We start from the raw sequence: 18488 nt of genomic DNA, 5'->3' as shown, positions 1-18488 counted from the left end.
CTGTCTTTCTATTTGGTGCGCATCTGGGGTCATATCTTACAGGAGAAACGCGCTGATTTTCAAAGTTGTTGTTACTAATTTTTAAACTTGTTATGACTTATTCTCAATTTCTAAAATCTATGTCGGTGCAAATTTTTTAGTTACTTCATTAATACAAAGGAAAATCCCTGATCTAATATGCTGTAAGAGCAAATGAGTCAGTGCTTTTCAAGATAAATTTAGGTAAAATCATTTCAAAATCCGGTGAAGATAACACAGGAAGATTTTAGCGCTACTTTTAAACTAATAGAATGAGTATTTTTGCGTGGTAGTTAAGGCAATTGTACTTAATGTTTATACAATATTCAGTTTGTAACAGTGAATATTGTGCAGTAGTAACGGCTTTTTAATTTGAACCTGAATTAACGCTTGCCAGTATGAAATTCTTCGCGTAGAATCCGCGCCCATTGTCATTAAAAGTTTTTTAGCACCTATTCTCGTAAGATCGAGTTAGTGTGTTAGTCATTTGGAGTGAAATAGCTATGTACGCTGTTTTTCAAAGTGGCGGAAAGCAACATCGTGTTGCTGAAGGTCATACAGTTCGTCTAGAAAAAATTGAAGTTGCTACTGGTGAAACGATTGAGTTTGATCAAGTTCTATTGGTTGCTGATGGTGAGAACGTTCACGTTGGTGCTCCATTAGTTGCTGGTGGTAAAGTTGTTGCTCAAGTGGTTAGCCACGGACGCGGTGAAAAGATTACTATTCAAAAGTTTAATCGCCGTAAGCATCACGAAAAGAAAACCGGCCACCGTCAGTGGTTCACTGAAGTTAAAATAACTGCGATTAGCGCATAATTTAGGAGTCTAACTCATGGCACATAAAAAAGCTGGCGGTTCTACTCGTAACGGCCGCGATTCAGAAAGTAAACGTCTTGGTGTTAAGCGCTTTGGCGGTGAATCAGTTTTAGCAGGTAACATTATTGTTCGTCAACGTGGTACTAAATTCCACGCTGGTGTAAATGTAGGTATCGGTCGCGACCATACTTTATTTGCTCTAACTGACGGCAAAGTTAAATTTGAAGTTAAAGGTGCTAATAACCGTAAGTTTATTAGTATCGAAGCTTAATTTTTTAACTAAGCTAAAATCTAAAGCCCTGCCTCTGGTAGGGCTTTTGTGTTTTTGTTGTTGATCTTGTTTACCAATACAAAATTATTTCTAAGCTCACGTTATCCTCTTGGTTTTAAAACAATAGTGAACTGAGTGATTAGAAAGATCTATTTTTTGCAGCAAGCGGAAGATGTATTATCCATACACCACGCTTTTCTGCCCCCTGATATTTATTGTATTTAGGGTTATAATTAGCGCCAAGGTTCTATAGCTCAAAGGTGTCTTCACCTTGTGCTATTAGATGATTGAAGTGTTAGGAGTCCGTATGAAGTTTGTTGATGAATCCAATATCCGTGTAGAAGCCGGTGACGGTGGTAGCGGCTGCGTTAGTTTTCGCCGTGAAAAATATGTACCGGATGGCGGTCCCGATGGCGGTGACGGTGGCGATGGTGGTAGTGTCTTTTTACAGGCAAATGAAAACCTGAACACCCTTATTGATTATCGTTTCACTCGTTTTCATATGGCTGAACGTGGCACCAATGGTCGTGGTCGTGATTGTACTGGTCATGCCGGTGCAGATTTAGTGTTACAAGTACCTGTAGGTACACGTGCAATCGATCAAGAAACCGAAGAAGCTTTAGGCGACTTAACTAGCCATGGCCAAAAGTTACTGGTTGCTAAAGGCGGTTTTCATGGTTTAGGTAATACACGTTTTAAAAGTAGTACTAACCGTGCGCCACGTCAGAAGACTCTGGGTACTCCCGGTGAAGTGCGTGAAATAAAGCTAGAGCTGCTTTTACTGGCCGATGTGGGATTGTTAGGCTTACCTAATGCTGGTAAGTCTACGTTTATACGCTCGGTATCACGTGCTACACCAAAAGTGGCTGATTACCCATTCACAACTTTAATTCCAAACCTAGGCGTTGTTAACCCACGTCATGGGCAAAGTTTTGTTATTGCTGATATTCCTGGGCTAATTGAAGGTGCTGCGGAAGGTGCTGGCTTAGGTATTCGTTTTTTAAAGCATCTTGAACGTTGTCGCGCATTACTACACATTATTGATATTAACCCTATTGATGGTAGTGATCCGATTGATTCAGCCAGAGCTATTGTAGGTGAGTTAGAAAAGTATTCACCAAAGCTTGCCGCTAAGCCTCGTTGGATGGTATTTAATAAAATCGATCTATTGCTTGAAGATGAAGTAAAAGAAAAAGTCGCTCATATTATTAAAGAACTAGCTTGGGAAGGCGAAGTCTTTACTATGTCCGCCTATAACCGCCAAGGTACTGAAGAGTTAAGTATTAAGTTACTTGATTTCATTCAAACATTGCCTGTTGGTCAAGATGATCAAGATGACGAGCAAGAAGTTGAATTTAAGTGGGATAATTATCATCAGGGTAAAGACGACAGCATCAACGAGAATTATGATGATACTGATGACTTAGATGATGATGACTTTGATGATGATGATTATGACGTTGAAGTTATTTATCAACGCTAAGTTTTAAAGGATTACCGTGTACGCAGACAACCAAAATGATATAACCCGTTTAGTTGTCCGCTGCGCTCAATTGCTGCTTGCCTATGGTGCAGAGTCTGACTTGGTTGAAGAACTAAGTCAGCGATTAGGTAAAGCATTGGGCCTTGCAAGTGTTGAACTCTCTATATCTTCCAATGCACTTGTGCTAACTAGTCTTGTACATGGGCGTTGTATTACTACGACCAGACGGATCCGAGCTCATGGGATCAATATGATGGTGGTATGTGAATTACAACGGCTATGTTTGCTAGCTGAAAAAGGCATTTATGGCCCTAATGAGGTCCGCCGCCGTCTCGCTCGTATTCAGCCTAAAACATATCCTGCTAAAGTAGTTATTCCTGTCATTGGACTTTCCTGTGCTAGCTTTTGTCATTTATTAGGTGGCGATGTGATGGCGTGTTTAGTGACTTTTATTGCATCCTCCATAGGGATGAGTGTGAGACTTTTTCTTGCTAAAAGACATTTTAATTTACTCGTTAACTTTTCTATTACAGCCTTTATTACTAATGTTGTTGCTCAATTAGGTTATATTTATCCCATTAGTGAAACTCCTCAAATTGCATTAGCCGCAAGCGTATTAATGCTAGTGCCAGGTTTTCCGCTAATTAACGCGATTTCTGATATGGTAAAAGGTCATATTAATGTAGGAATATCCCGCTGGGGAAATGCAAGTCTACTCACCTTAGCTTCAGTAATTGGTATTACTATAGCAATGCAATTAGGCGGGATATTTTAATGCCGCCTCTGTTATTAGACTTATTACATAATGCTTTTTTTTCCGCTATACCAGCTTTTGGTTTTGCCATTTTATTCAATGTACCGCAACGTTATCTTGGATTCTGTGCGTTAGCAGGTGCATTAGGTCACAGTACTCGAACCGTGTTAATGCACGTTAATATGCCGATTGAGTGGGCTACATTTGCTGGAGCCGCTCTCGTGGGGGTTATTACAATTCAGTTTGCTAAACGTCATTTAGCGCCACCGTCAATGTATGCCGTTGCAGCTATTATTCCTATGATACCCGGAACCTACGCCTTTAATACTGTTATAGCGCTTATTCAATTAACAGCTCAAAACCAAGTCAGTCCAGAGTTAAGTGCGCAAGTCATTGTCAATGGCCTTAAAACGGTCTTTATTTTGGGAGCCTTAGCTGTAGGGCTAGCACTACCTAGTTTATTATATTATCGCAATCGCCCTATTATTTAATTAGAGGATTCATCATGCGTATCGCAATGATTGCCGCTATGGCTAACAATCGTGTTATTGGTAAAGACAATCAAATGCCATGGCATTTACCTGAAGACTTAAAGCATTTTAAAGCTATGACGTTATCAAAGCCTGTGGTAATGGGGCGTAAGACTTATGAATCAATAGGGCGTCCATTACCAGGAAGACACAATATTGTCATTACTCGACAGTCGAATTATGCACCGGATGGGGTCACTTGTGTCGGTAATTTTGATCAAGCTGTTGCTGCTGCGGGTGAGTGTGAAGAATTAATCATAATGGGTGGCGGTCAGCTGTATGCTGAACTACTCTGTAAGGCAGATGTATTATATTTAACTCAAATTGACCTAGATGTAAAAGGTGATACTTACTTTCCTGAATGGGATGATGGAAGTTGGCTTTCGAAACAAACTATTACAGCAACAAATGAGCATGGATTGCAATATAGCTTTAACACTTTTGTTAAAAACTGTAAACTTGTTCACGAGTTACCCTGAAACTAAATACAATCACAAAGATGAGCGTATTAAGATACAATAATAAATTATAAAGGAGTGTCAGATGCGTTTAATGCCTGTGGCGATAGCCGTACTGATAGCAGCATCTTCTGTGTCGGTCCCTGCTGTAGCGAACACTGATCAGTTAGTTGCTAACATATGCGATTATGTAAAGTCAGACGATAAAAATCGTTTACGTAAAAAGCTTAAAGAAGCCCGTGTAAAATTACGTAATATTTATTCAGCTGTGAGCTGTGATGGCAGCAGTTTATTGCGTACTGCCTACAATTCTAACGCGAATGATGTTGGTGAGTTTATTGCTAAACGTCTTCCTGCATCAGACCTTTCTGCTGCTGAATCAGATGGTACTTCTATTGTGGATTGGGCCAGTGCCAACGGTCATAGTGGTAGCCCTATCACAGCAGCGATTACTGAACGTCTAGGTGGCGGTGCAGGTGAGGACTAATCGTTAAGATTATTCTGCACCTACAATGCCAAATAAAAAATACCGACTAATAAGTCGGTATTTTTTATTTGGAAATAAGCGTTTAAGTAAAGCGGCGACCTCTAATCGATAATTTATTCCATAAGTTAGCTGTAACAAAAAAGGCCTTTACGGCCTTTTCTCATTAGGAGGATAATTTAAATCTAGATTAGACTTTAAACTCTTTAACAGACGATTGTAGTTCTTCTGCCAACATGGCGACTTGATGGCTTGATTGTGCAGTTTGTTCTGCACCAGAAGAGGTTTCTTCTGATATAAGCGCAATATGTTCAAGCTTCTCAGATACCTGCTGACTGACCAGATTCTGCTCTTGGGCTGCGTGAGCAATGTGAGTGCCAGAATCATAAGCTTTATGAACTGACTTGATAATTGTTTCAAGCGCTATATTGGCCTGTTCATTCTTATCAACACAGCTGCTAGCTTGCGATTTGCCTAGCTCCATAACAGCAACGGCTTGTTGAGCACCTTGCTGTAACACTTCGATCATTAACTGAATTTCTCGGGTTGAATCTTGGGTGCGTGAGGCAAGACTGCGGACCTCATCAGCAACTACCGCAAAACCTCGACCTTGCTCACCCGCTCTGGCTGCTTCAATTGCGGCATTTAATGCCAGTAGATTAGTTTGCTCGGCAATGCCTCGGATAACATCTAAGATTGAGCCAATAGATGCACTATCGGTGTGAAGTTTATTGATTACTGTGCCAGCTTTAGCCACTTCATCTGCCAGGGCTAAGATAGTAAGCTTGCTTTCATCAGCAAGAGAGCGCATGTGTTTGGTTTCTTCGTCGGCTTGTTTTATTTGTTCTAATGCCTGATCTGCGCTCATTGAAACCTGTTGAGAGCTTGAACTTAACTCAGTGGTTGCCGTTGCGACCTGATCGACCTGACTTTTCTGCTCTTGAATGCTAATAGTGGTCTGTGCTGTAATAGCTGAAGTTTCTTCTGCGGCCGCGGCAAGTTGATTTGAACGATCTAAAATCCCCATAATTAAGCTGCGAAGGCTGTCGACTAAACGGTTACAGTTTTTCGACAGTTCAGCAAATTCATCGTGGCCAGAGTCATCTAACTTATGGGTTAAATCACCTGAAGCTAATACATTAAGGGCTTGGTTTACTTGTGCTAAAGATTGTTTTAATGGCTGGACAACCATATAGCTGACAAAAATCGCAACAAATATAGCAAAAAGCACTACTGCCATGGTTTTAACTTCTGCGGAGTCAATCACCTCAATTGCTTCGTTACTTATTTCGTTAGTAAATCCATCAATTGCCGTGGCAAATTCAGTCATTTTTACATTGACGGTTTTGGTTTTAACTTGGATATCACTTAAGGCGGCCGCTGCAGCCGCTTCATGTTGTAGTTGCTGCTTTTTTAGACTAATTATAGAGTTATTGCCCGATAATAGTTTAAACACTTTATCTGTTTCTGTATTAAGGTCAGCCAATGTATCACTGTCAATTATATCTTGACCTTGCAAACTTATATGGCTCAACTTGCCTTTTGCTTCACTGACCATGAATTCCAATTCTTTTATAATCAGATCGTACTTGCTACTGTCAGTGACAGCAACGAGGTCATATACCGTAGTGATTAAATTGATAAATGTGTTATCAACAATATTGGCAGAAGAAGCTAAGCTTCTTTCTACTGAGTCTAAGCTTGTCTCTAAATCTGTTACGTCCAATAGAATAGAAGATGCGTCATCAGCAGCATTTTCTATCTCGCTGCGCATTTTTAATGCATCCTCTTGTTTAGATAAGGATTGCAATCTTTCGCTAAGCATCTTATCTGCTATATTTTCATAGGCTACATAAGCTGTTTTTAGTTGGTTTAGTGGTTGCGAAAGTTGTTCTTGTTCAGAAATTAAGTTTGTTAATTTACTGAATTCAGACACGAACTTTTTATTTTCACTAGCAAGGTATTGTTCTATAGCAGGGATTTTTGAAGAATGGTCACTGTAGTAACCTAAAATAAATTGAATCTGTTGGCCACTAATATTTTCGCTTAACAAATTAGTATGTGCCAAAGCGGGTAGACTAACTTGTTTTAAGGTTTGGGTACCTTTTTTGATGCTGCTATTGCCTAATAATGTGACAACGCCAAGTATGATTAGTAATAAAGTTAAGACAGAAAATCCGCCTATAACTCTAGTGGCCACTTTAATCTTCATATGTTACTCCAACCTATTATTATTTTATCCCAACAGCAAGGACTTTTGTATTCAGGTACTTTTTGAAATCCGATAGTAGATTATCGGCTTATTCGTCTTTTAGTTTAACGCTAAATGAGCTTTTTTTGGGTAATTTTTTCATTTGTTTCAAGGTGCCACAGTGTTAAATGTTCACCCCAACAGCATCCTGTATCTAAAGCATGTAAATGTGCTGCTGATGTTTGCCCCATTAATGCCGCCCAGTGACCGAAAACGATCTGGTAAGGCGCTTTTAGCTTAGACTCAAAATCAAACCATGGCCTTAATAATTTATCTTTCACTTGGTTTGGAGGCAGTTTACATTCAAAGTCTAAACTGGCATCGGAATGTAAAAACCGCATCCGTGTTAGGGCATTGATACAATATATCGTGCGCTCAATTCCATTAAGGTTGTTACTCCAAACATTCGGCGTATTCTGATACATTTGGCCAATAATACTTGTCAAATAATCAGCTTGTTTAAGCTGTTCACTAACCATTAAACTTTCAGATATAAGTGTTGCCAAATTCCACTGTGGAGGTACACCAGCATGAGTCATTATAAGACTATGTTCAGGTAAGTGGCGAACTAATGGTTGTTGCCTTAGCCAATTTATTAGCTTAAGGCAGTCGGGCGCTTCTAGCAATGCTTCTAAGCGGTCATTTGGTTTTGCGTGTTTTATTTTGCCATGAATAGCCATTAAATGAAGATCATGATTGCCTAGCACTACCTTGCCGCTGTCTTGTAGTGATTCAAATAGTCTTAAGGTTTCTAGCGAGCCCGGCCCGCGGGCAACTAAATCACCGACAGCCCAAAGTATGTCTTTTGAAGGATTAAAACTGACTTTTTGTAATAGTCTTTGCAGCTCTTGAAAGCATCCTTGAATATCACCGACAAAATAATTGGCCATAATTTTATTGCAGCAACCCTGGCACGGCTAACCTGAAGGTGGGAATGACAGCTGAAAATAGTCTGCCATCATTGTAGACCATGCCATATGAGCCTTCCATAAAACCGATAGGGGTTTCTAATACTGTTCCACTCGAATACTGGTAAGCGGTATTAGGTGCAATTGTAGGGGTTTCTCCTACGACGCCAGGGCCTTTTACTTCACTTTTATCACCATTAGCATTAGTGATGATCCAGTGACGATCTTTTAACGTTACAGCTTGATCGCCCACATTGATTATAGTGATAGTGTAGGAGAATAAATATTTCTCATCTGCTATATCTGATTGATGCTCAAGATATTCAGTGTCGACTTTAATTTTTATCGGAGATTCAGCTTGACTCATAGGTGATATATTTCGTCCTTAAGCAAAAGGGCATATTCATTGAACATGCCCCTTAAGATGAAGTAATTAATTTGTTGTTTTTTTATCTATATATAAATTAGCCATCGCAACATATTGTTGCACACTGATTTGCTCAGGTCGCAGGGTTGAATCTATATTGAGTAGGGCAAAGTCTTCATCATTGAGCATACCCTTTAAATTGTTGCGCAAGGTTTTACGGCGCATATGAAATGCTGTGGTGCATAAATGACGCATTACAGTTACGTCTTTGCATGGCCAAGGCTTTTGCTCATAAGGCAATAAACGTACCACGGCAGAGTCTACTTTTGGCGCCGGAGTAAAGCAGTGCGGAGGCACTTCTAATACAGGTACGACTTGACAAAAATATTGCGCCATAACGGTGAGACGTCCATAAGCTTTGCAACCTGGGCTGGCCGATAAACGCAATACCACTTCTTTTTGGAGCATAAAGTGCATGGTTTCAATATATTCTGCAAACTCAAATAAATGAAACATTAAAGGCGTTGAAATGTTGTAAGGTAGATTACCAAACACTTTCATTTTTTTGCCTTCTTGTCTAAGCAGGTTAAAATCAAACTGTAATGCATCACCCTGGTGAATAGTCAGTTTATCTTTTAATATAGGATGTGTTTTTAATCGCTCAACTAAATCGCGATCGAGTTCAACGACCGTGAGGTTATCTATGGTGTCTGCAACTGGCTCTGTTAGTGCACCTAAGCCTGGTCCTATTTCAACCATAACGTGGTCATTATCAGGGGAAATAGCACCAACAATGCTACTTATCACACCTTCATCAGTTAAGAAATTTTGTCCGAATCTTTTTCTGGCTGTATGGCCTAAATGTACTTTATTACTCATTAGATTAATTACTTACTCTTATCAATCATTTCAATGGCTTTATTTAATGCGCAAAATAAGCTGCCACTATCTGCTTGCCCTGTGCCGGCAAGATCTAACGCTGTGCCGTGATCTACAGACGTTCTAATATACGGTAGACCTAAGGTGATATTAACTGATTTACCAAAACCTATAGATTTGAGCACGGGTAAACCTTGATCATGGTACATAGCCAATACAACATCAGCTTGTTCAAGATATTTAGGCTGGAATAATGTGTCTGCTGGAAGTGGACCGACGATGTCCATACCTTGTTCACGTAGCTCATTTAAGGCTGGTATTATGATATCAATTTCTTCACGACCTAAATGACCATCTTCACCAGCGTGCGGGTTTAAGCCACACACAAATATTTTAGGTGAACCTAAGCCAAATTTACTGACAAGCTCACGATGTAAAATACCGATAATGTGGTGCAACCTGTCACGCGTAATGGCTTTTGCCACATAAGCGAGTGGAATATGGGTTGTCATTAATGCAACCTGCAATCCGGGTGTTGCTAACATCATGACTACATCTGGGCAATTTGCCTGTAGGGCGAAGTATTCTGTGTGACCACTGAATGAAATACCCGCCTGATTAATGATGCCTTTATGGACTGGCCCTGTGACAACAGCGTCAAATTCTTTTGACATGTTCTTTTCACCGGCACATTTAAGCGTGTCAACAACGTAGCCACTGTTAGCTTCATTCAACACGCCACATTCAACAGGTTCTGCCAACTTAAATGGCAGAATAGTTAATGTGCCCGCTTGCTGCGCTTTAGCCGGTAATCTTGAGTCATACGGTTTTAGCTGTAACGGTAAATTAAGTAATTTGGCTCTATCTAATAATAATTGTGGATCAGCACAAACAACTAACTCAGCAGGCCAATCCTGCTGAGCTAGTTTAATGACGATGTCAGGGCCGATACTCGCCGGTTCACCCGGCGTTATCGCGATACGTTTGATCATTGTGAGTTATTAGCCTCGTATATTTTCAGGCTCGAATACTTCGATGTATGCGTCACTGCGCATTTCATCTAACCAGTTTTGTAATTCTTCGTTAAATTTACGACGGAAAATTAATTGGTGTGCTCGATTACTATTAAACTTATCTGTTGCATCTGTTTTTCGACGATCCTCCAGCTGGACAATGTGCCAGCCGTGAGTGGTGCGAAAAGGTTCACTAATTTCACCCGGCTTTAAGTTTTGGAGCGTTTGTGAGAATTCAGGAACATATAAACTTGGTTCAGCCCAGCCTAATTCACCACCTTTAGCTCCTGAACCAGGATCTTCAGAATATTGGCGAGCTAACTTATCAAAATCTGCATCGCCACTGCGTATGTCTTTTAAGAAGTTTGCTAACATAGCTTGAGCACGGTCTTCAGATAAAATAGGTGACGGTTTCAATAAAATATGACGTGACTTAACTTCATCGATTTCTTGAGTTTGTAAACCACGAGTATCCATGACCTTAATGATATGAAAACCTGAACCTGATTTTATCGGCCCTAAAATATCGCCTTTTTTAGCGTCAACAACAACTTCTGCAAACAAAGTTGGCATCTCATTGATGTTCATGAACTCCCATATACCGCCTTCAAGTGCTTTCGGGCCAGATGAAGAGGCTATCGCTGTACTGCGAAAATCATCACCTTCATTAAGGCGCTTTAATACAATATCTGCTCTACGACTTGATAGTTCCAGTTGCTCACTGGTTGGGTCGTTTGGGATCTCAATTAAGATATGACCCACTTGAAATTCAACATCTTTCAAACCCTGTTCTTCAATCAGTTTAACTAGACTGTTTATTTCTTGAGGGGATACTTGGATACGACGCTGTACTTGAATACGTTGAATTTCACCTAAAGTGATCTCTTCGCGAAGTTGTTCACGGTATTGGCTGAAGCTCATACCTTCTGATTCTAGTTGCTGCTGCATCTGGTTTACGGTAATTTTTTGTTCTTTAGCGATATTTTCAATAGTTTGATCCAATTGAAGATCACCAATAGATAAACCAATCCGTTCAGCTGTTTGCAGTTGTAAACGCGTTGAAATTAAGCGATCAATAATTTGAGTGCGTAAAGCTTCATCAGAAGGTAGCGTTTGATTAGATGCTTTTGCGTTTGCAGAAACAGTCGTAATCATGTTGCTAATTTCGCTTTCTAAAATAATACCGTCATTTAATTGAACGGCTACGCTGTCTAACGTTTGCGGAGCTGATAAAGCTGGTTGGCTTATTGTCAGTGCAAATAACGCAAAAAAAAGTTTCTTACTGTGTTTCATCCAATAAATCCTTGGCACTTTTATTCTGGTATTTTGGGGGGACCCAAATCTATTGTTATCATTTTTGTCAGTTAATCTTAATTAACTTAACATAGGACTACGGTTTTTAATCTTGGTTCAGCAATTTATCATAAGCTATCATAAAAGCGGCTTAATTCCTTAAGTAAAGTGGCTTACGGTAGTTAAATAAACCTTCATTTAGCATATCTTCAACTCCAAGTGGGCCTGATCCTCCTAAGCCTTTAATGACAAAATTGAGGTAAATACCTTTATCAAATTCTTCACGCCCGTCGATACTTTGTGATAAATCGTCATCATAGTTTGTTTTGATGCGGTAATGGTAACTTAAACGTATAGCCCAGCAACATGACTCATATTGGACTCCAGTGTAGGTTTCAACACTGCGAGATTCATTTAAGTCATAATACCAATTACCAACAAAGTATAGGTCATCGTTAATCGGCCAAGATGTTCTGAGGCCAGCTTGAGAAATACTGACTCGGTCATTGGTGTTGGTATTGAGAAGATCTGGTACGTAACGGTAGCTAAATTGCAGTAATTTGTCGTTACTAGGGCGAAAATCTAAAGTGACTTCATTTTTTTTATTTTTGCCATTTTCGGTATCATGTTGAACAGAACCGCTAATAAACCAATCTTTATATAACTGTGCATCGAGCTCTGCGGCCAAAATTGACGTTGACTCAGTTTCTTGTAAACGCTGGTTCTCACTTAATACTTTCGATTCGTCAAAATAGAGCGTTTGCCCCAAACTAAATTTAAACTTTTCGAAATTTAGCTCATCAAACAATCGAGTAGTGAAACCTAAAGTCAGTTGATTTGCATCAGCAATGCGGTCTAAGCCTGAATAACGTCTATCCCGGAATAAACCAAAATAATCTTCCTGAAGTTGAGCCGTGTCGTAAATGCCAATGTTTGTTTGGTCTTCATAACCCACATACAGGTATTGAAATTGTGGCTCTAATGTTTGTTTTGATAGACTATCAAACATCGTTGTTGGACGCTCAAAATTTATTTGGCCCAACACTCGAACTTGAGGGATTGTACGGCTTACTGATTCGTCATAGCCAGTATCGAGATCGATAAGTTGCTGCCAATACTGGGTCTGCATAAGCTTAACTTCACTGGTTAAACTTCCAGCTGGCCCCTGAATAGGTAAGGTTAGACTGGGCACCATATGTAAGCGTGTCGCCGTTGAGTATTCATCTTGTTGATGACGGAAGTTAGTCAGTTCTGAGTTGAATTTAAAGTCAATACTATTGAAAAAATCGGTTTGACGATAATTGAAATTTAATTGTGGCATAACTTGGTAGGGTAACTCGTCCTCGCCAAGTACTTTGATGTCTTGTACTCGCATGTTGAAGTCCCAATTTTGCTCAAAATAGCTGGCTTCACCAATACGCGACAATTGATTATCTGTTGAGCGGTTAACATCGGAATTTAAGTCATTGAAATAGTTGTTATCAGATACATCGGTATAGTTTGCTCTGACACGCCAATTGTCGTTAAGAGCGCCTTGATGACTCCAATGATATAAATAGCGATCAGGGTTGTTAAATAGTTTGCGATCACTGCCTAAATATTCAACATTCATTTGACCATTTTGTTGTTCGCCAGCAAGATAACGGAATTCTGTTTTAGTAAAAATGCCGCGTGAAGACATGATATCTGGCGTAAAGGATAAGTCATACTCTGGTGCAATATTCCAATAATATGGCACGCTAAATTGTAGGCCATTAGTCGTACTTGTACTGAATGCTGGAAATAAAAATCCTGATTTTCGTTTATCTGATACCGGGATTGTCATGTAAGGGATATATAAAACAGGCACGTCAGCAATACGCAGTTTGGCATTCCATATTTCACCCCATTCTTCTTCACTGTCAATTTTAATCATGTCAGCTTCAAGTAACCAAGATTCATCACCTGGTGGGCAAGTGGTAAAGTTAGTGCCAGATAAAATTAAGTTATTGTCAGAGGTTATCTGTAACCGTTTAGCGTCCCCATGAATTTGTTGACCATTAAGCCAGTATTCAGCACCTTCTAAATTGGCGCTGCTGCTGCTCATTTGTGCTTGCAGTGAATCAGCAGTAATGGTGAATTGCTCATCTTTAAAAATGAGATTGCCATTAGCATTTAGTTGTTGTTTGCGCTGATCTAAAATAGCTTCGTCAGCTGCGATATACCTTGTGCCCTGACTAAAACTAACATCTCCGCGAAAGTGGGCTTTGTTTTCAAAAGAGGCCGATGAATCGTCTGAAATAATCACAATGTCGGTATCTTTTATGCCAGATAGCTTTTCACGATCGCTAAATGAGCGAGAGACAGGGGGCTCGACTATACAAAGTTGAGGGGGTTCCTCTTCTACATTGGGTGCCTGAGCAAACACGTATTGAGGTAATAGGCATAAGGCCAGAAGATATCGGATCTGCATTATAGTCAAATAATTATGAATTCTTGTTCTGGAAAGTTTGGATTAATAAAGAAGTTAGCAGCTAACAAAAACAATCCATTCTTTAGCTGTTTCCAAATGTTATGCTGGCTATAATAAAGCAATTTTTGTTGAAGAGCCATTGAGATGAGTCAAACAGATTTAAGATTTTCCTTATTATCCTCTTGGTTAAATCAGTATTTTGGTCAAGAAGTAAACGTTTCGCTAATTTGTGGTGATGCTAGCTTTAGACGTTACTTTAAACTGACGGTCAAAAACAACCATTATATTGTCTCCGATTCGCCTGTGACTTTAGTGCCTATTGTGCCATTTATTGCGATAGCAAAGGCATATCATCAAGCCGGCGTGTTAGTGCCTGAAGTTGTACATTACTCTCTAGAACAAGGTTTTGTTTTGCAAACAAATGTCGGTGATGAGCAGTTACTATCCATTTTGAAAAACGATAATGTTGCTGGTTACTATCAACAGGCGCTGGATTTACTCGTGCCTATTACAGGTATTACTCAATATCATAATGCAGAAGGTAAAAGCCAATCACTACCTTTTTACGATAGTGCCTTTGTTGAAAAAGAATTAACTATTTTCACCGAATGGTTGATTGGTGCTCATCTTCAGTATGATTTGTCACAAGTAGAATCTACCATGTTGAATGACTGTTTTCAGCAGTTGATAGTTAATGTAGAGGCTCAGCCTAAAATGGGTATGCATCGTGATTTTCACAGCCGTAATTTGCTTATGAATCATGGCATACCCGGTCTAGAGCGCCTTGCTGTGATTGATTTTCAAGATGCTGTAATAGGGCCGATAACCTATGATGCCGTATCACTGCTTCGTGATTGTTATGTCAGATGGCCAGAGAATACAGTGAATTCATTGATGCGTTATCATTATCAATTGCTAATGAAACATGAATTAATTGATCACAATGCCGATTTTTCTGTTTATCAACAATGGTTCGATTTGATGGGGCTACAGCGTCATATTAAAGCTGCGGGTATTTTTGCGCGATTAAAATTAAGAGATGGAAAAGCAGGTTATATGGCAGATATTCCTTTAACCTTACAATATATTGTCGATATTGCGGGGCGTTATCCTTCGCTGAAGTCCTTAAGCCAATGGGTTGAAGAGGTGGTGTTACCAAAGGTGCTCGCAAAGAATGCCACTTTAGGAGGAGGTCTCTAAATGAAGGCGATGATATTAGCGGCAGGGCGTGGTGAAAGATTAAGACCACTAACAGATTTAATGCCTAAACCTTTGGTTAAAGTTAATGGTAAACCTTTAATAGAATATCACTTAGAGAAGCTTGCTGAGTTGGGGATAACTGATGTCATAATTAATCATGCATGGCTTGGACACATGCTTGTTGAATCATTAGGTAATGGTGAACGTTGGGGGTTATCGATTCATTATAGCGCTGAAGCCGAGGCGTTAGAAACCGCAGGCGGGATAAAAAATGCTTTACCTTTGTTAGGTTCAGAACCTTTTTTATTACTGAATGGCGATATTTTTATAGATGCATTACCAGATATAGAAGCCGCATTATCTGTGGTTAATCAACGAAAGGCAGATGCTTATATTTGGTTGATTGATAATCCATCACATCACTCTCAAGGGGATTTTTGCCTTATTTCTCCGTTAAGTTCTGTGGGTAAGAGCGATCTGGAGCATGCGCTAGTGGCTCTTGATGGTTCTACGCGATTCACTTATAGCGGAATGGGCGTGTATCATCCTAAAATGTTTACTGAGCTAGCAAACGGATCACAACCACTCGGTCCGTTACTTAGGCAATCTATTGCACAAGCACAAATTTATGGTCACTGTTTGACACAATATTGGTGTGATGTTGGTACTATTGCTAGATTAGATGCGTTAAATGCACGAGTAATGTCATTATCTTAAGTTTGAATAACAAATTTTTATAAAATATAACGGAACAGTCAATGCGAATTTGGGGTAAGGTTTTTGGGTTTATCATTGGGTTTATGTTTGGCAGAATTGCTGGCGGCATAATGGGCCTTTTTTTAGGACACCTTTACGACAAGCGTAAACGTTTATCTGGCCTAATCCAGCAAGCGGGTGAGCGACAAGCGACTTTTTTTAATGCGACCTTTGCTGTTATGGGGCATGTTGCCAAAGCATCTGGCCATGTAACCGAAGCTGATATTCGCGTAGCGATATTATTAATGGATAAAATGCAGCTTACGGGCCAGCCGCGTGCTGATGCTCAGGCTGCATTTCGTTCGGGTCGCCAAGCCAATTTTGATTTATTTCAAACCTTAGCCGATTTTAAACGAGTCACACAAAGCCGGCATGAACTGCTACAAATGTTTTTAGAAATTCAAATTCAAACGGCTCTGTCAGATGGCGAACTACAAGCTAAAGAACAGCAAGTGCTTGCTGTAATAGCGGAACAGTTAGGATTATCTGCAGTGCTAAAAGATTTGCTCGCTCGCTGGCAAGCAGAATTTCAACATCATCAATCAGGCCAAGGCAGTAAAATGCCACTTAACGATGCTTATCTGGTACTGGGTATTGCCGAGTCTGAAACGGATCAGCAAATTAAACGCGCTTATCGGAAACTAATGAATGAGCATCATCCTGATAAGTTGGTTGCCAAAGGGCTGCCGGAAGAGATGATGATGATAGCTAAAGCTAAAGCTCAAGATATTCAAGCCGCTTATGAAACGATAAAAACTTCTAGAGGTATGCGTTAATTGATTAATTAAGCGGTTATATTAATGGATAAAATGTAAACAGGAGTTGGGCAAAATATGAAGCTAGTAAGATTAGCACTTATGGCTGTTTGTGCATTGATTAACCCAAATAGTTATGCTGAGATATTTGTAGCCCCTTTTGGTGGTTATAGTTTTGGTAGTAATGGGCTAGAAGTCTCAGTTAATGATGCCCAGACTAATCTATCAGAGTTAAACATCACTGAAAGTGGCAACATAGGTATTATGTTAGGTGTAACGACCAATGATCCTGGCAATATGTACTTTCTATATAGCCGACAAGATACAGATTTACGTCAAGGCTCGCTGTCATCAGATAAGTTAACCGAACTAGAGGTTAATTATTTCCATCTTGGCGGAACATTATATTTTCCAAATGGAAATTTGAAACCTTATATTACAGCCAGTGCAGGTTTAACCCAACTGCGTCCAAGCAAAGAGTATTCAAGTGAAACTCATTTCTCTATGGGCATTGGTGGCGGTGTTGCCTATGAGGTTACTCAAAATGTTAGTCTGTTTGCTGATGTGCGCGGATATGCCACTTTTTTGAATTCAGATGGTGGATTATTTTGTAATCAAGCTGGCTGTATATGGCAAATACAGGGTGATTTAATGTGGCAAAGCCAAGTTAACCTTGGTCTTGAGATTGCTTTTTAATGTAAGGACTAAAGGCTAATAGATAATGAAAATAGTTGTGCTAGATGGATTTACATTAAACCCAGGTGATTTAAGTTGGCATGAATTGGCGCAACTAGCACCCTGCAAAGTGTATGAGCATAGCTTAATTGATGATGTGGTTATTCGTTGTCAGGGTGCAGAAATCATTTTAACTAACAAAACCCCAATAACAGCGGATATTTTAAAACAGCTTCCTGATATTAAATATATTGGTGTACTAGCCACTGGTACCAATGTGGTTGACCTTATCTATGCCAAGCAAAGGGGCATAATAGTCACCAATGTACCAGCGTATGGCCCTGACGCGGTAGCGCAAATGGTGTTTGCCCATATTTTGCATCATACACAACAAGTCGCCTTGCATGATAACGCGGTAAAGCAAGGCCTGTGGGCTGGACAGCGTGATTTCTGTTTCACTTTATCTCCATTAATGTCGCTAAAAGGCAAAGTGCTCGGGTTAATTGGTTTTGGTGACATTGCTCAGCATGTGGCACAAATTGCGTTAGCTTTTGGGATGCAGGTTTTGATTCATACTCCTAAAATTAAAGAAGGACTTTCCCAAGGTATAGAGTGGTGCGAGTTAAACGATCTATTACCTAAAGTTCAATTTTTATCACTTCATTGCCCCCTGACTAATGCAACACACCAAATGATCAATACATTGTCTTTAGCGAAATTACCTAGCAAGGCATTAATAATAAATACTGCCAGAGGTGATTTAGTCAATGAACAAGATTTAGCAGACTGGCTTAACCAAGATAAAGGCTTTGCGGCGGTAGATGTATTGTCGAGCGAGCCTCCCAAAATTGATAATCCATTAATCAGTGCTAAAAATATTACAATAACTCCTCACATTGCTTGGGCAACGAAAGAAGCTAGGCAAAACTTGATGGATATAGCGGTGAATAATTGCCGACAATTCATACTAGGCAAACCAACTAATGTGGTTTAGTCGCATATTTATGTCCCTTTAATTGCATGGCCAGAGTTGCTCTGACTTGATAAGAGGGGTTATAAGATGAGTATGAAGTATGACCTCGCATGAGCGGCATAAAAAAACGCCATATTAATATTTAATATGGCG

19 protein-coding genes are annotated in these 18488 nt (G+C 39.8%); 12 read left to right on the top strand and 7 right to left on the bottom strand.

What is annotated here, in order from left to right:
* The first annotated feature begins 521 nt into the window (after positions 1-521).
* The 7 genes from rplU (at position 522) to ACRWQN_RS16000 (ending at position 4816) form a co-directional block, all read left to right on the top strand.
* A complete protein-coding gene (rplU, locus tag ACRWQN_RS16030) occupies positions 522-833 on the top strand; it encodes a 50S ribosomal protein L21 (RefSeq protein ID WP_226413818.1) in 312 nt (103 codons plus the stop codon).
* A gap of 16 nt (positions 834-849) precedes the next feature.
* On the top strand, positions 850-1104 hold the full coding sequence (rpmA, locus tag ACRWQN_RS16025; protein ID WP_006080527.1) for a 50S ribosomal protein L27: 255 nt from the start codon (positions 850-852) through the stop codon (positions 1102-1104).
* A gap of 307 nt (positions 1105-1411) precedes the next feature.
* Entirely contained in the window at positions 1412-2587 is a 1176-nt protein-coding gene (gene cgtA, locus ACRWQN_RS16020; protein ID WP_226413820.1) for an Obg family GTPase CgtA, read from the top strand.
* 16 nt (positions 2588-2603) lie between these two features.
* Positions 2604-3362: a threonine/serine exporter family protein gene (locus ACRWQN_RS16015; RefSeq protein WP_226413822.1), complete on the top strand. Its 759-nt coding sequence runs from the start codon at positions 2604-2606 to the stop codon at positions 3360-3362.
* Positions 3362-3832, top strand: coding sequence for a threonine/serine exporter family protein (locus tag ACRWQN_RS16010; protein WP_434931336.1), 471 nt, complete (start codon positions 3362-3364; stop codon positions 3830-3832). The genes ACRWQN_RS16015 and ACRWQN_RS16010 overlap by 1 nt, the downstream gene beginning before the upstream one ends.
* Positions 3833-3846: 14 nt before the next feature.
* Positions 3847-4350: a type 3 dihydrofolate reductase gene (folA, locus tag ACRWQN_RS16005; protein WP_434938830.1), complete on the top strand. Its 504-nt coding sequence runs from the start codon at positions 3847-3849 to the stop codon at positions 4348-4350.
* A 64-nt stretch (positions 4351-4414) separates the two neighbouring features.
* The gene (locus ACRWQN_RS16000; protein WP_434931338.1) at positions 4415-4816 is read left to right on the top strand and encodes a DUF3718 domain-containing protein; all 402 of its coding nucleotides are present in this window, start codon (positions 4415-4417) and stop codon (positions 4814-4816) included.
* A 187-nt stretch (positions 4817-5003) separates the two neighbouring features.
* Here the strand turns inward: ACRWQN_RS16000 and ACRWQN_RS15995 are convergent, their stop codons facing one another.
* The 7 genes from ACRWQN_RS15995 to lptD all read right to left on the bottom strand — a co-directional run bounded on the left by ACRWQN_RS15995 (position 5004) and on the right by lptD (position 13976).
* The gene (locus tag ACRWQN_RS15995; RefSeq protein WP_434938829.1) at positions 5004-7025 is read right to left on the bottom strand and encodes a HAMP domain-containing methyl-accepting chemotaxis protein; all 2022 of its coding nucleotides are present in this window, start codon (positions 7023-7025) and stop codon (positions 5004-5006) included.
* A gap of 110 nt (positions 7026-7135) precedes the next feature.
* Positions 7136-7954 (bottom strand): symmetrical bis(5'-nucleosyl)-tetraphosphatase, encoded by an 819-nt coding sequence (locus ACRWQN_RS15990; protein WP_434938827.1) that lies wholly within the window; start codon positions 7952-7954, stop codon positions 7136-7138.
* Between the two features lie 4 nt (positions 7955-7958).
* Positions 7959-8339: a Co2+/Mg2+ efflux protein ApaG gene (gene apaG / locus ACRWQN_RS15985; protein WP_434926928.1), complete on the bottom strand. Its 381-nt coding sequence runs from the start codon at positions 8337-8339 to the stop codon at positions 7959-7961.
* A gap of 66 nt (positions 8340-8405) precedes the next feature.
* The gene (gene rsmA / locus ACRWQN_RS15980; RefSeq protein WP_434926927.1) at positions 8406-9218 is read right to left on the bottom strand and encodes a 16S rRNA (adenine(1518)-N(6)/adenine(1519)-N(6))-dimethyltransferase RsmA; all 813 of its coding nucleotides are present in this window, start codon (positions 9216-9218) and stop codon (positions 8406-8408) included.
* A gap of 8 nt (positions 9219-9226) precedes the next feature.
* Positions 9227-10210, bottom strand: coding sequence for a 4-hydroxythreonine-4-phosphate dehydrogenase PdxA (pdxA, locus tag ACRWQN_RS15975; protein WP_434938825.1), 984 nt, complete (start codon positions 10208-10210; stop codon positions 9227-9229).
* A 9-nt stretch (positions 10211-10219) separates the two neighbouring features.
* Complete coding sequence (surA, locus tag ACRWQN_RS15970; protein WP_434926925.1) at positions 10220-11524, bottom strand: peptidylprolyl isomerase SurA; 1305 nt, start codon at positions 11522-11524, stop codon at positions 10220-10222.
* 151 nt (positions 11525-11675) lie between these two features.
* Complete coding sequence (lptD, locus tag ACRWQN_RS15965; RefSeq protein WP_434938823.1) at positions 11676-13976, bottom strand: LPS assembly protein LptD; 2301 nt, start codon at positions 13974-13976, stop codon at positions 11676-11678.
* A gap of 144 nt (positions 13977-14120) precedes the next feature.
* Between lptD and ACRWQN_RS15960 the strand changes: the two genes are divergently transcribed.
* From ACRWQN_RS15960 to ACRWQN_RS15940, 5 genes are read left to right on the top strand one after another with little or no spacing between them, the layout of a single operon-like run.
* Entirely contained in the window at positions 14121-15176 is a 1056-nt protein-coding gene (locus ACRWQN_RS15960) for an aminoglycoside phosphotransferase family protein (RefSeq protein ID WP_434938822.1), read from the top strand.
* Positions 15177-15893 carry an N-acetylmuramate alpha-1-phosphate uridylyltransferase MurU gene (gene murU / locus ACRWQN_RS15955; protein ID WP_434938821.1) on the top strand — a complete coding sequence of 239 codons (717 nt, stop codon included), beginning with the start codon at positions 15177-15179 and terminating at the stop codon, positions 15891-15893. It begins immediately after the preceding gene.
* 41 nt (positions 15894-15934) lie between these two features.
* Positions 15935-16708 carry a co-chaperone DjlA gene (gene djlA / locus ACRWQN_RS15950; RefSeq protein ID WP_434938819.1) on the top strand — a complete coding sequence of 258 codons (774 nt, stop codon included), beginning with the start codon at positions 15935-15937 and terminating at the stop codon, positions 16706-16708.
* A gap of 57 nt (positions 16709-16765) precedes the next feature.
* On the top strand, positions 16766-17383 hold the full coding sequence (locus tag ACRWQN_RS15945; protein ID WP_434926920.1) for an outer membrane beta-barrel protein: 618 nt from the start codon (positions 16766-16768) through the stop codon (positions 17381-17383).
* Between the two features lie 25 nt (positions 17384-17408).
* Complete coding sequence (locus tag ACRWQN_RS15940; RefSeq protein ID WP_434938817.1) at positions 17409-18356, top strand: D-2-hydroxyacid dehydrogenase; 948 nt, start codon at positions 17409-17411, stop codon at positions 18354-18356.
* Positions 18357-18488: the final 132 nt, after the last annotated feature.

The sequence above is a fragment of the Shewanella sp. HL-SH8 genome (genome assembly GCF_051165765.1).
GTDB lineage: Bacteria > Pseudomonadota > Gammaproteobacteria > Enterobacterales > Shewanellaceae > Shewanella > Shewanella glacialimarina.
Note: the sequence above shows the minus strand (reverse complement) of the source record. Positions and strands in the feature narration are given on the sequence as shown.